At 47.6% G+C, this 12,439-nt stretch carries 13 protein-coding genes; 7 read left to right on the forward strand and 6 right to left on the reverse strand.

What is annotated here, in order from left to right; genetic code table 11:
* Positions 1 to 52: 52 nt before the first annotated feature.
* The 3 genes from B160_RS0112905 to B160_RS0112920 all read right to left on the reverse strand — a co-directional run bounded on the left by B160_RS0112905 (position 53) and on the right by B160_RS0112920 (position 3,047).
* Positions 53 to 1,600, reverse strand: coding sequence for a YifB family Mg chelatase-like AAA ATPase (locus B160_RS0112905; protein WP_018628338.1), 1,548 nt, complete (start codon positions 1,598 to 1,600; stop codon positions 53 to 55).
* 135 nt (positions 1,601 to 1,735) lie between these two features.
* Positions 1,736 to 2,041 (reverse strand): hypothetical protein, encoded by a 306-nt coding sequence (locus B160_RS29045; RefSeq protein WP_018628339.1) that lies wholly within the window; start codon positions 2,039 to 2,041, stop codon positions 1,736 to 1,738.
* Positions 2,042 to 2,396: 355 nt separating this feature from the next.
* Entirely contained in the window at positions 2,397 to 3,047 is a 651-nt protein-coding gene (locus B160_RS0112920) for a hypothetical protein (protein ID WP_157558047.1), read from the reverse strand.
* A 271-nt stretch (positions 3,048 to 3,318) separates the two neighbouring features.
* Here B160_RS0112920 and B160_RS0112925 point away from each other — a divergent pair, with 271 nt between their 5' ends.
* Both B160_RS0112925 and B160_RS0112930 read left to right on the forward strand, forming a co-directional pair.
* Entirely contained in the window at positions 3,319 to 5,217 is a 1,899-nt protein-coding gene (locus B160_RS0112925) for a tetratricopeptide repeat-containing sensor histidine kinase (protein ID WP_169540055.1), read from the forward strand.
* Entirely contained in the window at positions 5,204 to 5,836 is a 633-nt protein-coding gene (locus tag B160_RS0112930; protein ID WP_018628343.1) for a response regulator, read from the forward strand. The genes B160_RS0112925 and B160_RS0112930 overlap by 14 nt, the downstream gene beginning before the upstream one ends.
* A gap of 1 nt (position 5,837) precedes the next feature.
* On the opposite strand, the gene B160_RS0112935 is transcribed toward B160_RS0112930, so the two are convergent.
* Both B160_RS0112935 and B160_RS0112940 read right to left on the reverse strand, forming a co-directional pair.
* Complete coding sequence (locus B160_RS0112935) at positions 5,838 to 6,281, reverse strand: tail fiber domain-containing protein (protein ID WP_026309738.1); 444 nt, start codon at positions 6,279 to 6,281, stop codon at positions 5,838 to 5,840.
* A 68-nt stretch (positions 6,282 to 6,349) separates the two neighbouring features.
* A complete protein-coding gene (locus B160_RS0112940) occupies positions 6,350 to 6,670 on the reverse strand; it encodes a hypothetical protein (protein WP_018628345.1) in 321 nt (106 codons plus the stop codon).
* Between the two features lie 341 nt (positions 6,671 to 7,011).
* Here B160_RS0112940 and B160_RS0112945 point away from each other — a divergent pair, with 341 nt between their 5' ends.
* Together B160_RS0112945 and B160_RS29050 are read left to right on the forward strand one after the other, a co-directional pair.
* The gene (locus tag B160_RS0112945) at positions 7,012 to 7,461 is read left to right on the forward strand and encodes a GNAT family N-acetyltransferase (protein ID WP_018628346.1); all 450 of its coding nucleotides are present in this window, start codon (positions 7,012 to 7,014) and stop codon (positions 7,459 to 7,461) included.
* 239 nt (positions 7,462 to 7,700) lie between these two features.
* The gene (locus B160_RS29050) at positions 7,701 to 8,120 is read left to right on the forward strand and encodes a DUF5684 domain-containing protein (RefSeq protein ID WP_018628347.1); all 420 of its coding nucleotides are present in this window, start codon (positions 7,701 to 7,703) and stop codon (positions 8,118 to 8,120) included.
* 158 nt (positions 8,121 to 8,278) lie between these two features.
* On the opposite strand, the gene B160_RS0112955 is transcribed toward B160_RS29050, so the two are convergent.
* Positions 8,279 to 9,352: a porin gene (locus tag B160_RS0112955; RefSeq protein ID WP_018628348.1), complete on the reverse strand. Its 1,074-nt coding sequence runs from the start codon at positions 9,350 to 9,352 to the stop codon at positions 8,279 to 8,281.
* Positions 9,353 to 9,713: 361 nt separating this feature from the next.
* Here B160_RS0112955 and efp point away from each other — a divergent pair, with 361 nt between their 5' ends.
* The 3 genes from efp to accC all read left to right on the forward strand — a co-directional run bounded on the left by efp (position 9,714) and on the right by accC (position 12,407).
* Positions 9,714 to 10,280, forward strand: coding sequence for an elongation factor P (gene efp / locus B160_RS0112960; RefSeq protein ID WP_018628349.1), 567 nt, complete (start codon positions 9,714 to 9,716; stop codon positions 10,278 to 10,280).
* Positions 10,281 to 10,474: 194 nt separating this feature from the next.
* Positions 10,475 to 10,951 (forward strand): acetyl-CoA carboxylase biotin carboxyl carrier protein, encoded by a 477-nt coding sequence (gene accB / locus B160_RS0112965; RefSeq protein WP_018628350.1) that lies wholly within the window; start codon positions 10,475 to 10,477, stop codon positions 10,949 to 10,951.
* Positions 10,952 to 11,066: 115 nt separating this feature from the next.
* Positions 11,067 to 12,407 carry an acetyl-CoA carboxylase biotin carboxylase subunit gene (accC, locus tag B160_RS0112970; RefSeq protein ID WP_018628351.1) on the forward strand — a complete coding sequence of 447 codons (1,341 nt, stop codon included), beginning with the start codon at positions 11,067 to 11,069 and terminating at the stop codon, positions 12,405 to 12,407.
* Positions 12,408 to 12,439: the final 32 nt, after the last annotated feature.

The following is a 12,439-nucleotide window of genomic DNA, read 5'->3' on the forward strand; positions in this document are numbered from 1 at the left end:
TGCTTTCTTTCGCATTCCGTATTGTTCCGGTTACATTCTAATTGCACATCCTCTACCGTGCCCAGCTCTCCCGGTCAAGGCTGCGGTACTGGATCGCTTCCGCAAGAAATTCCGGGCGGATCACAGGAGCATCCTCAATGTCGGCGATGGTCCGCGCCATCTTCAGGATACGGTCATAGGCCCTTGCGGAAAGGCTGAGCTTTTCCATTGCTTTTTTCAGCAGTACCTGTCCCACATGATCGATGACGCAAATTTCCTTCAGCTGCCTGCTGCTCATTTGCGCGTTGCAGTAAATACCGGCATCGTCCTTAAAACGGGCCAGCTGGGTTTCCCGCGCGCGGATGACTGCCTCCCGGATCCCGGCAGAGCTTTTTTCCGCGTGCCCGGCCGAAAGCTCGCTGAAACGCACCGGTGTAACCTCCACATGAAGATCGATCCGGTCCAGCAAAGGTCCGGAGATCTTGTTCAGGTATTTCTGAACCGCACCCGGCGGGCAGGTACACTCCCGCTCGGGATGGTTGTAAAAACCGCAGGGACAGGGGTTCATAGAGGCGATCAGCATAAAGCTCGCGGGAAAATCGATCGCCATTTTAGCGCGGGATATGGTTACCCTCCGCTCTTCCATGGGCTGGCGCATGACTTCCAGAACCGTCCGCTTAAATTCAGGAAGTTCGTCGAGGAACAGAACCCCGTTGTGGGCCAGTGAAATCTCCCCCGGCTGTGGCGTACTTCCCCCGCCTACCAGGGCTACATCGGAAATGGTATGGTGCGGCGACCGGAATGGCCTTCTTGAGATCAGGGTGGCGTTCTCCGGCAATTTCCCCGCTACCGAATGGATCTTGGTCGTTTCCAGCGCCTCCTGCAATGTGAGGGGCGGCAGAATGGTGGGCAGCCGTTTGGCCAGCATGGTCTTTCCGGCGCCGGGCGGTCCGATCAGTAGGGCATTGTGTCCGCCTGCTGCTGCAATTTCCAGCGCCCGCTTAATGTTTTCCTGACCCTTTACATCCGAAAAGTCAATATCAAAATCATACTGTGCCTCAAAAAATTCGTCGCGGGTATTGACCACCACCGGTGTCATTCCCTGCTCCCCGTTCTCAAAAAAATCAACAACCTCCTGTATATGATCCGCACCATATACTTCAAGATTATTGACCATACCTGCCTCCCGGGCATTTACGCGGGGTACGATCAATCCCTTAAAGCCCTGCTTGCGCGCCTGGATGGCGATCGGCAATGCACCTTTAACCGCACGAAGTTGTCCGTCCAGGCTCAGTTCACCCATGATCACATACCCTTCCAGCGCTGCCTGGTTCTTTAATTGCTCAGTTGCCGCCAGCAGCCCGATGGCAATCGGAAGATCAAAAGCAGTTCCGCTCTTCTTTATATCAGCAGGCGCCAGGTTCACCACAACTTTGGTCCGGGGCATTTCAAAACCATTGGTCTTGATGGTGCTTTCCACCCGCTGCCAGCTCTCTTTAACCGCACTATCCGGCAGGCCAACAATCATAGGGTCTTTACCAGAGGACATCCAGTTCACTTCTATAATGATGGGGATGGCTTCTACTCCATAAACAGCGCTGCCATTGATTTTCACCAACATGAAATGAAGTTAATTCATTTTATGCAAATCTGTTTGCCAAATTGAAGCGGAAGCCGTTGAGGCAATGAAACGCCGGGGTTTTATATCCCGAAGATCCGGAACAGTACTTTAGTGGTCCCGTCCGGGGACCGGCCGCTAATACACTTCCCGGTTGGTCTTATATTTGCGCAGCCGCTTTTCGGCCCGCTGTAACTTTCCATAGATATCATTTTGCTCCTTAGGACTCAGATAGTCGTCGGCCTTTGCCCGCTCCATTGCTTTCCGGATCACCTTCTGCTCTTCCTGTAATTTGTAATACTCTTTGGGTGTAACCTGTTTCTTTTTGAACGCTGATTGAATCGCGGCTTTCTGCCGCTGCTGCATTTTCTGAAGACCCTGTGCGCTTACCCGGGTGGCTATGCCGGCCAGGAGCAACATCACCAATAACAAAGCTCTTTTCATTTCTACTAATTTGTATCCTTGTTTTAAAGTAAGTCGTTGAAGCCTTTTGTCAAAACCCTACTTTTTATAAAGACAGGTCGTCCCGAACTTGTTTCAGGAACTGTTTGGGGAAAATATTTTTCATCCAATAATTGCTGAAACACCCATCCGGTCAGGAGTTCAGCAAAACACTCCTGCGGTAAATGCTGCCCGTTTTTTAAAAATTCAAACACCTTCAGTGATAAGGGCGCTGCCTATGACGGATCATTTAATGGCGACCAGACCATTTTGCGTAATGCTCAGCTTTCTTAAATTCATCCGGTTTCGTTTTAAGAAACAGGCTGAAAAAAAATTCCCGCTATTCGGGTATTGAGCATCAGGGGCGCTCCACGGCTTTAAAGTAATCTACCTGCATGGAAGACCCGCTCACAACCCCAAACCCACTCAGATCCAGCGACCGGTCATTCACCGCCGTCATCTTATAAACCTCGGCATCGTTGATAAAAAAATACAAGGTCTCCTGCCGCAGCTCTACCCGGAGCTTGTTAAACTGATCCTTACGGATCTTGCTGTGCAGGGCCCAGTCTTTATATTTTACGAGGGTCTCATCGGCATTCGGGTATCCGTATATGGCAAATTCCCCGCTGGAGCTGATCACAAAAAAGAACTGGGTATTGTTTTGCTGACGCTCATTCCACATAAGTCCACCCGTGCCATAGTCGCTTCCGCCGACAGGAAACACTTTTACACTGGCTTCAATGGCAGTGGTATGGGTAATGCCCGAAAACAAGGCACGGGTCCAGTAAAAATGGATCCCCTGGCTGCTGTTGTTCGCCATGTGATAATAGCCATCCCGGATGCTGGCCGGATAATTCCCCGAAGTGACGATGGACCAGTTCCCATCATCGTTACTAAAATCCGTCTCATACAGCGATATTTCTTTTTTGGAAACATCGCTTTTTTTGCAGGAGGGTGCCCATACGAATAAGGTTAGAACGGCCAGTAACAGTTTTTGATAATTCTTCATAAATTTTCCTTTAGCTTTAGGCAACAATGACCCTGCTAAAGTGATCCAAATACCGGTTACAAACAATCCGCAAAAACCTTCATTTTTTTTATCCATGAAAACCGGTAGGCGAAATACAGGTATCCGGGTATTGACAGACCGGTCTGAAAACCGGATTTTTGTGGGTTAAAGAGACACCATCAGGCATTGAAATCTGAGATCCCCCTGCCTGCATAGAACGAATAAAAAAATGACAGCGGTCCAAACATACATCAGAAAAAGCTGCATGCTTATGGCTGCCCTATTGCTGCCCGGAGGGATTTTTGCCCAATACGGCCCGGTGGCAGACAGTCTGCTGCGGTTATCGGGCATGCAAAAGACAGATACGGCAAAAGCGGCGATCCTGTACCTGCTGGGGGATGAGCTATCCACCACCGACACCCTGCACGGCGTTCATTTCATACAACAGGGGCTGCAGTTAGCCGGGAAACACGCTTACTACCGGGGAGTGGGTCACTTTTACCTGGGACGCCTGTATATGGATTATGACGCTTCCAGAAGCGAAGCAAATTTCGACCGGGCCCTCCTTTTTTTAAGCAACTATACCACCCCCGCCTCCTATCGCTATCAAAGCCGTGCCTGGGCCAATAAGGGAGTGCTGGCACAATATAAAAGTGACAACAAAACATTTGCCGATGTCCTGTTACTACACGCCATTCCCCTTGCGGCAAAGGCAGGTGACAGCCTGGCCGTGGCACAGGGATATACCAACCTTTCCCTGCCATTCTTAAACTTCGGCAACTATGAAAAGGCCATTTTATATGCCGGTAAGTCGGTGGCCATCTTCCAGCGCAACCAGCCCAAAGACCTACGGCAGGCCGATAATTTTATTAACCTTGCCAAGATCTGTTCGCAAAAGGGAGATAACACAGGAGCAAAGACGCATCTGGACAGTGCCCTGAGCATCATACAGACCCAACCCGGATCCCTTTACGAACCCTACTATTACACTACCGAAGCCCAATACTATATCAATACCCATCAGCCGGGACGGGCTGCGCAAAGTATTGAGAACGGGCTTTCGGTTGCCGAAAAAATAAAAAGCCGCAACGACCTGCGTACCCTCCTCTACCAGAAAGCGCGGATGCTGCAAGACGAAGGCAATATCCGGGCAGCTCGCGATGTTTTGCTGAAAATGTATCGGGATAGCTATATTACCACAGACCTCGACCGGAAACAGATCTATCATGACCTGGCCATGACGGAAGCAAGCCTGAAAAATATGACGGCCGCCTTCAGCTGGCTAACTCAATATGCGGCTCTGTCAGACAGCCTGAACGAGGCCCGGACAAAGATCCAGATCGCCGCCCTGGAAACGAAGTACAGCTACGCCCAAAAGGAAAACGAGCTGTTAGCCATCAGCAACAAGGCCAATGTACAGCGGATGATCATGTGGGGTTGCATCGGGGGGTTGCTGCTGGCATCCCTGCTTTTCTTTTACTTCAGCAGGATACGGAGCGCCCGGGCCGAGCAGGAGGTCCGCTCCCTCAAACAGCGGCAGCAGATCGCCCTAACGCAGGCCCTGCTGCAAGGTGAGGAAAAGGAACGGGCGCGCATGGCCCGCGATCTCCACGACGGGCTGGGCGGTATGCTTGCAGGCGTAAAGATAAATCTCACCAACGCGTTGCAGGAGGACTCTTCAACTGAAATAGGCAGGGTCATCATGCAGCTGGACGATTCCGTAACAGAGCTGCGGCGCATTGCCCGGAACATGATGCCTGAAGCCCTGCTGCGCTCCGGCCTGCGCACCGCGTTGTCCGATCTCTGCCAGTCCGTTTCCAACGAACAGCTGACCGTCGATTTCAGCTTTATGAATATCAGCGAAACCCTTCCCCGCCAGATACAGATCATTATTTACCGGATCATACAGGAACTATTGTCCAATATCGTGAAACATTCCGGTGCATCAGAAGCTTTTCTTCAATGCAGCCAGGACGAAGATGTTTTTTATATTACCGTAGAAGATAATGGCCGGGGAATGAACACGGCAGAAGCGGGCAAACACCGGGGGATCGGTATGGATAATATCCGTAGCCGTGTAGACTTTCTGAAAGGCAGGATGGACGTCCATTCCGGGCCTGCTAAAGGAACCATTATAAACATAGAACTGAAGACCAATGGCAACCCATAAATTATCCGTAATCGTGGTGGAAGATCATTCCATCATTGCCGAAGGGCTGAACAGCATCCTTCACGACAACGAGGAGCTGGAACTAAAAGGTATTTTTGCAACCGCCGAAGAAGCGCTGGTTTTTTTAGAGGCCTCCGCAATCGATGTGCTCCTGCTGGACATCAGCCTGCCTGAAATGTCGGGACTGGAAATGTGCCGTATCGTAAAAAGACAATATCCGCGCACAAAGATCGTCGCCCTTACCAATCATACAGAGCGAAGCGTAATCCAGGAAATGCTGGAGAACGGAGCAGACGGCTACCTGCTAAAAAACACTTCCAAACAGGATCTGATCACGGCCATTGCCGAGGTTATGAAAAACCGGTTCATCCTGCAATCCGAATTGCAGAAGATACTCTTCAGCCCCGCTGCTGCCGACAAGGACCGCCCCCGTCTTACCACGCGTGAAAAGGAAATACTCCTGTTGGTAAGCCAGGGAACCACTACCAGCACCATTGCAAAGCAACTGTTCATCAGTCCGCAAACAGTGGAGACCCACCGCCGGAACCTGATGCAAAAATTTGAGGTCAATAATTCCGCAGCGCTGATAAAAAAAGCTACTGAAAAAGGTCTCCTTTAAATCATTTGCCGGCTGTTTCTTTTTTGAGCTTCATTAACTCCGCCTTCAGCAGTTCGATCTCTTCCTGCTGCTGTTTGATAGCCGCCACCAGCACTGGGATCAGGCCCGTTTCATCGATAGTGTTCAATTTTGCATCCCTGTAGGCGTTTTTGCCAAACATATAGGACACTTTTTTCTCTTTAACAAGGCCGGGAAAAACCCTTTTTATATTATCGTCTATAAAGCCGTACCGCGCTCCTTCGCCCAGCTTCAGGTACTTATAACCCTTTACTCTGTATTCGAACTGTTTCGGCTCCAGCTGTACAATCTTCTGTAACGGGTTTTCAATTTCGGCTACCCGGGTTTTAAGCTCTTTATCGGTCAATGTTTGCGCATCGGCAACAAAGGCCGCGCATGAAAAAACAAAAGCACCCAGTGCACGCACAATAATTTTGCGGTTCATCATGATCATTGATTCATTAAAAGGAAATTAAAATAACATCTCCGGGGACTACAGCCCGGCAAACAAGGTATTTAGACAGCGGGCCGCGGAGGTGGCGTGGGAATGCGGGCATAAAGCGGATGAACAAAGGGCTGCCGGAAAGCACAAAACTCCTTTATAAGAGAAGTTCTTTGCGGCAATGCGGGAAAACTGTTGTTATCAATAAATTCTTTTTCAGGTGGCAACTCCTTTATTTCGCAGGCGCTTTTTTCCATCCCGGCCTTGGCCGCAAGGGCAATATGCGCTTTCTTCACAGACGCTTCATACATCCGGACGATACCCGGTGCAAAAGCTGCAGACAGGATCACCAGCCATAAAAAGCCGGCAGTAAGATATCGTATCAGGCCAGACATGAATGCTGCAAAGATAACAGAACCGTTGCTTTCGCGGATAGACCCTATAAACCGTTTGTGAATAAACCGGAGGTATTCCCCGTCTTTGAGTATATTTTTCTAACGGATTGCCCATATGTACACAGACCATTCACTGATGATGCTATTGTCTTTTTGCATAGGTCTGCCCCTCATGAATCGTTAGAGACATTTTCCATCTCTGCTATTCTGCGTAATCCGTAGGCACATTTTTCTCATTGATTTCCCGGATATGCAAAAACCTTCCCGGACTGCTGTCCATTACCAACCTGGATGTGATCGTATTGCAAATACGCCAATTAAAAATATCCTAATTTGCGATCATGGAAATAAAAATTCGAAGAGCCGTAGCGGCCGACTGCCGGCGGATACTGGAACTGGTACAGGAGCTGGCCAGCTATGAAAAAGCACCGCAGGAAGTGACCGTTTCGCTGGAACACTTTACTGAAAGCGGGTTTGGCCCGAACCCTGTCTGGTGGGCATTTGTAGCGGAAACAGAGACAGGCATTGTAGCTTTTGCCCTTTATTATATCCGCTTTTCCACCTGGAAGGGACAGGCCATGTACCTGGAGGACATTCTTGTTACCGAACAAATGCGGGGCCATAAGATCGGTGCCCGGCTGTTTGACCAGCTGTTTAAAGAAGCAAAAGAAAAGGGATTCAAACGCATCTGCTGGCAGGTGCTGGACTGGAACGAACCGGCCATTAATTTTTACAAAAAATACAATGCCCATTTTGACGGCGAATGGATCAATTGTTCGGTGTCTGTTTAGACCCTTTTTTAAAAAGATGCCAGGAAGGAGCAGGGCAGGAAAATATGCATAGAACTTACCGGTAAAATTCGGGGCATAACATTTCTCTGATCCGTGAGGACACGAATCAGGGCGGTCAGTTGCGGGATCTTTACGCGCCGCCCCGGAATAAAAATGTTATACCCCCTAAAATCCTGAGGACCTGTTATTTTTTAATATCTTGTGTATCTAAATCATTTTAAACTTAAAAACAGACTACTATGTACGAACAGCCAAGTATTCCCACGGGCCTTATTGCCTGTTATCTTATCGTAATTGTAATTATGATCATTGCCCTGTGGAAAATTTTCGAAAAGGCAGGGCAGCCGGGTTGGGCCGCCATCATCCCCATCTACAACCTCTACATCCTGCTGAAAATCGTTGGGAAACCCAGTTGGTGGATCCTACTGATGCTGATCCCGCTGGTCAACATTGTTTTCAGTATCTGGACGGCCAACATGCTTTCCAAAAGTTTTGGCAAAGACGAAGGATTTACCGTTGGCCTGGTTTTGCTAAGCTTTGTATTTTATCCGATCCTCGGATTTGGCAGCGCCCGGTACCTGGGCCCTTTTGGAGATCCGGTAGCATTCCGTGCAGCACAGGAGCAAAATAGCTTTGATTTTGAAAAAAACAATGTCTGAAGAACAAACGCTGCATACAGCAATAAAGGCCGGAGCATTTGTTCCGGCCTTTATCTTAAGATGAAGAAAGCCATGAGGGATCCCGCACATTGGTCCAACCATCCTTGAAAAAGGTAAACCCCGCACGCAGCGGGGCTTTACCAGCAGTAATGGTATCGTTAGAAAGCATATACGGCAGCGAGCAGAAAGGAGCCGGTGCTCCGGGTTCCGTCGCCCGAATTTTTTATAAAAACAGGGGCTTTTGCATTGTCGATCCGGAACTCAGGAATGATCGTCAGCCCGCTGGCCGGCTTAATATTAAAGGAGAGCGTCCCCTGCACAACTGAAGTGCCCAGTAAAGCGCTGCCATCCGGGTTGGTGATCACCCCTTTGCTGTCGTCAAAATATTCGCCGCGCAGCGTGATCCCAAATTTTTCAGAAGGATCAATGTTCACATACAACGCGGATCCCCACCAGCTTTGAGAAGACCCGTCTTCCGGTTTTACCATTTTTACCGTACCGTCATACCCCAATGAAAACAGGTCGCTGATCTTTGCCGAAGCCGTTAACCCCAGCTGGTTCGATGCAATGCCGGCGGTGTCCTTTCCTCCCACATAGTTTAAATAAACATTTACGTTCTCTGATGTCTTGCTAACCTGCCCGATGATGAATTTCTTGTTCCAGGGTGCCGAAAGATAATCCGTGGGATTGGCAACACCGGCCATCACACCAAAACCCTTGCCCAATGTAAAATCTGCTTTCAGACCTGTATGTGAAAAGGGCCCATAGGAGAACATATAGCTCATGCTGTAATTCCGGTTAAGCTGCGGGTCCAGCAGTTCATAACCCAGATGCGTGCCCCATTTTCCTGCAGATAACCTGACGGCATCGGTAAGAGCATAGGTAATATAAGCCTGTTTGATGGCTTGTGCAACGCCGCTTTCATTGTAAGAAAACTCCTTTGCCCGCGTTCCAAAGCCCAGGTCCACCACAACACCGGCCCTGCCTTTGGTATAGCTTGCTTTTAATGACGCCATACCCAACTCAAACGAATTGTGCGTATTGGTAAAACTGGTAAAGTTATTTGTTTGCTGAACAGACTTTGCGTGGTTCAAATTAAAACGGTAATAGGCATCTACCGAACCGTTAACCTGCAAGGTCCCTTTCTCCCCTGGTTCATTTGGGGCCTGGTCCTGGGCCAATAATACACCTGATATGAAAATTGTTTTTGTGAGCAACAGGATTTTTCTCATTCAATAAAATTTTAATTTTTCCTAAAATAGTTTGTGGTTTTCCAAAGACAGCTGCTCCCGGTAGTCTGCTATTTTAGCATTTATCATAACGGAGATAATGCAGTTTCATATACATATAATATTATATTAATATTAACTATTTTAATAAAAAATGACATAAATTAATAAAACATAGAACAATTTACAATATAAAATGAGTAAATCTATAATAAATAGTTAATTTATGGTAATTTATATCACATATATTATAACATAATATATAAATTATTAATTTACTTTTCTCTTTCATTTGATATTTTTCACCCGGGCTGTTTGAGAACTTGTCTGCAACAGCTATCTTTGCCGCCTCAAAAAAAATTACATGGCAAATACAGCAGACATCAGCCGCGGCATGATCTTAAAGCTCGATGGCAACCTTTATTCAGTAGTGGAATTTGGCGAGAACAAAACTGCACGTGCTGCAGCTAAGGTTTGGGCTAAGTTAAAAGGTGTGGACAACACCCGTACGATTGAAAAAACATGGAATTCTGGCGATACGATCTTCCCTGTCCGGGTTGAAAAGCGGGCGTATCAATATCTGTACCAGGACGAAACGGGCTACAATTTCATGGACAATACCACTTTTGAACAAATGAGCGTTGCAGAAAACCTGATCGACGCTCCCCAATTCCTGAAAGAAGGACAGGAAGTTGCAATTGCCATGAATACGGAAACCGAGCTTCCCGTAAGTGTGGAGCTTCCGGATAAAATCGTGATGCTGGTTACCTATACCGAGCCGGGCTTAAAAGGCGATACTGCGACCCGTACACTGAAACCTGCAACCGTTGAAACCGGAGCTACCGTTAGTGTACCGCTTTTTGTAAATGAAGGGGAGTTGATCCGGGTAAATACCAAGACGGGCGAGTACGTGGAACGTGTAAAAGAATAAATCAAAATAACCCTGAAAAATGGCTTAAATCAAACGATCTTAAGCCATTTTTCGTATAAATTGTAGTGTTTTCCCAAAATATTAAAGAAAATGCTACCGAATTCTTTACCTTAGCTTTTCTCTTTTTTTATTGATTCTCTATTAGTAAAAAGCAGGGCAAATCTGACTCCAAACTATTTTAAATCTTGAAGAATATGGACTTTAAGCAAATCCAGGAGTTAATCAAAATGATTAACAAATCCAATATCGGTGAATTGAGCATTGAGCAAAAAGATTTCAAAATCTGTATCCGCCAAAAGGAAGAACAGGTAACCCAGGTAGTGGCCGCTGCTCCGGTGCAACTGCAGCAAGCCCAGGTGCCAGCTGCATTGCCCACACAAACAGCACCTTCAGCTCCTGTGCCCGCTTCCCAAACAACAGAAGCGCCCTCTAATACCATTACGATCAAGAGCCCGATGATCGGTACTTTTTACCGGAAACCGGCCCCCGACAAACCAAATTTTGTGGAAGAAGGTGATGTGCTGGCTCCCGGCAAGGTTATTTGTGTAATCGAAGCCATGAAACTCTTTAATGAAATAGAGGCCGAAGTAAGCGGAAAGGTCGTCAAAGTACTGGTAGATGACGCCTCGCCAGTTGAATTTGATCAGCCATTGTTTTTAGTAGAACCATAATTTAATTTGATAATCAACCAATTTGAAGATTTGAAAACGGAGAACTGTTTTCAAAATGTTTTAATTGGTTTCTTATTTTCAAATTGGCATATTTTCAAATTATCAAATTAGAAACATGTTTAAAAAAATATTAATCGCAAACAGAGGGGAAATTGCGCTGCGTGTGATCCGTACCTGCAGAGAGATGGGCATCCAGACCGTAGCGGTCTATTCTACTGCAGACAGTGAAAGCCTGCATGTTAAATTTGCGGATGAAGCGGTTTGTATCGGAAGACCGGCCAGTGTAGATTCCTACCTGAATGTACCCAATATCATGGCAGCGGTGGAAATCACCAACGCAGATGCAGTGCACCCGGGATATGGATTTCTTGCAGAAAATGCCAAGTTCGCGAATATTTGTAACGAAAACGGCATCAAGTTTATCGGCCCTACAGCCGAAATGATCAATAAAATGGGCGATAAGGTTACCGCAAAGGAAACCATGATCAAAGCCGGCGTACCGGTGGTTCCCGGAGGCGAAGGCCTTTTGCAGAGCCTCGATCACGCCAAAGGCGTTGCCAAGGAGATCGGTTACCCGGTTATTTTGAAAGCAACAGCCGGCGGTGGCGGAAAAGGAATGCGCATTGTTTGGGAAGAAGCAGAAATAGAACGGGCTTATGATACCGCAAAAGCAGAAGCCGCCGCCTCCTTTAAAAACGACGGGATCTACATGGAGAAATTCGTGGAAGAGCCCCGTCACATAGAAATACAGGTAGCCGGCGACCAGTATGGCACCATTTGCCATCTTAGTGAGCGCGACTGCTCTATCCAGCGCCGGCACCAGAAACTGGTAGAGGAATCTCCCTCTCCGTTCATGACCGAAGAACTGCGGCATGCAATGGGCGAAGCTGCAAAAAAAGCGGCCGGAGCCATTGGTTACGAAAGTGTGGGAACCATCGAGTTCCTGGTAGACAAACACCGGAACTTCTATTTTATGGAGATGAATACCCGTATCCAGGTAGAGCATTGTGTTACCGAAGAAGTGATCAATTTTGACCTGATCAAGGAACAGATCAAAATTGCCATGGGTGAAAAAGTTTCGGGAGCCGACTATCTGCCACAGATGCATGCCATCGAATGCCGCATCAATGCGGAAGACCCATATAATGATTTCCGCCCTTCTCCCGGCAAGATCACTAACCTCCATGTTCCCGGGGGTCATGGCGTACGGGTAGACAGTCACGTGTACGCGGGTTATACCATTCCTCCCTATTACGACTCTATGATCGGGAAACTGATCACGGTAGCGCGCACGCGCGACGAAGCCATCAATACCATGTACCGCGCGCTGAGCGAATACGTGATCGAAGGCATTAAAACAACCATTCCTTTCCATTTGCAATTAATGCAGCATGAAGATTTCCGCAATGGAAATTTCAATACCAAATTCATGGAAAGTTTTGTAATGAAAAAATAACAGGATCACCACCCCCAGGATATAAGGAAGCT

The sequence above is a fragment of the Niabella aurantiaca DSM 17617 genome, assembly GCF_000374125.1.
GTDB lineage: Bacteria > Bacteroidota > Bacteroidia > Chitinophagales > Chitinophagaceae > Niabella > Niabella aurantiaca.

Excerpts from the sequence above, each read along its gene's own strand:
- B160_RS0112955 (WP_018628348.1), bottom strand. The coding sequence starts at position 9,352 with ATGAGAAAAATCCTGTTGCTCACAAAAACAATTTTCATATCAGGTGTA.
- B160_RS0112920 (WP_157558047.1), bottom strand. The coding sequence starts at position 3,047 with ATGAAGAATTATCAAAAACTGTTACTGGCCGTTCTAACCTTATTCGTA.
- B160_RS0112940 (WP_018628345.1), bottom strand. The coding sequence starts at position 6,670 with ATGTCTGGCCTGATACGATATCTTACTGCCGGCTTTTTATGGCTGGTG.
- accC (WP_018628351.1), top strand. The coding sequence starts at position 11,067 with ATGTTTAAAAAAATATTAATCGCAAACAGAGGGGAAATTGCGCTGCGT.
- B160_RS0112945 (WP_018628346.1), top strand. The coding sequence starts at position 7,012 with ATGGAAATAAAAATTCGAAGAGCCGTAGCGGCCGACTGCCGGCGGATA.
- B160_RS0112930 (WP_018628343.1), top strand. The coding sequence starts at position 5,204 with ATGGCAACCCATAAATTATCCGTAATCGTGGTGGAAGATCATTCCATC.
- B160_RS29045 (WP_018628339.1), bottom strand. The coding sequence starts at position 2,041 with ATGAAAAGAGCTTTGTTATTGGTGATGTTGCTCCTGGCCGGCATAGCC.
- accB (WP_018628350.1), top strand. The coding sequence starts at position 10,475 with ATGGACTTTAAGCAAATCCAGGAGTTAATCAAAATGATTAACAAATCC.
- B160_RS0112905 (WP_018628338.1), bottom strand. The coding sequence starts at position 1,600 with ATGTTGGTGAAAATCAATGGCAGCGCTGTTTATGGAGTAGAAGCCATC.
- B160_RS29050 (WP_018628347.1), top strand. The coding sequence starts at position 7,701 with ATGTACGAACAGCCAAGTATTCCCACGGGCCTTATTGCCTGTTATCTT.
- B160_RS0112935 (WP_026309738.1), bottom strand. The coding sequence starts at position 6,281 with ATGATGAACCGCAAAATTATTGTGCGTGCACTGGGTGCTTTTGTTTTT.
- B160_RS0112925 (WP_169540055.1), top strand. The coding sequence starts at position 3,319 with ATGGCTGCCCTATTGCTGCCCGGAGGGATTTTTGCCCAATACGGCCCG.
- efp (WP_018628349.1), top strand. The coding sequence starts at position 9,714 with ATGGCAAATACAGCAGACATCAGCCGCGGCATGATCTTAAAGCTCGAT.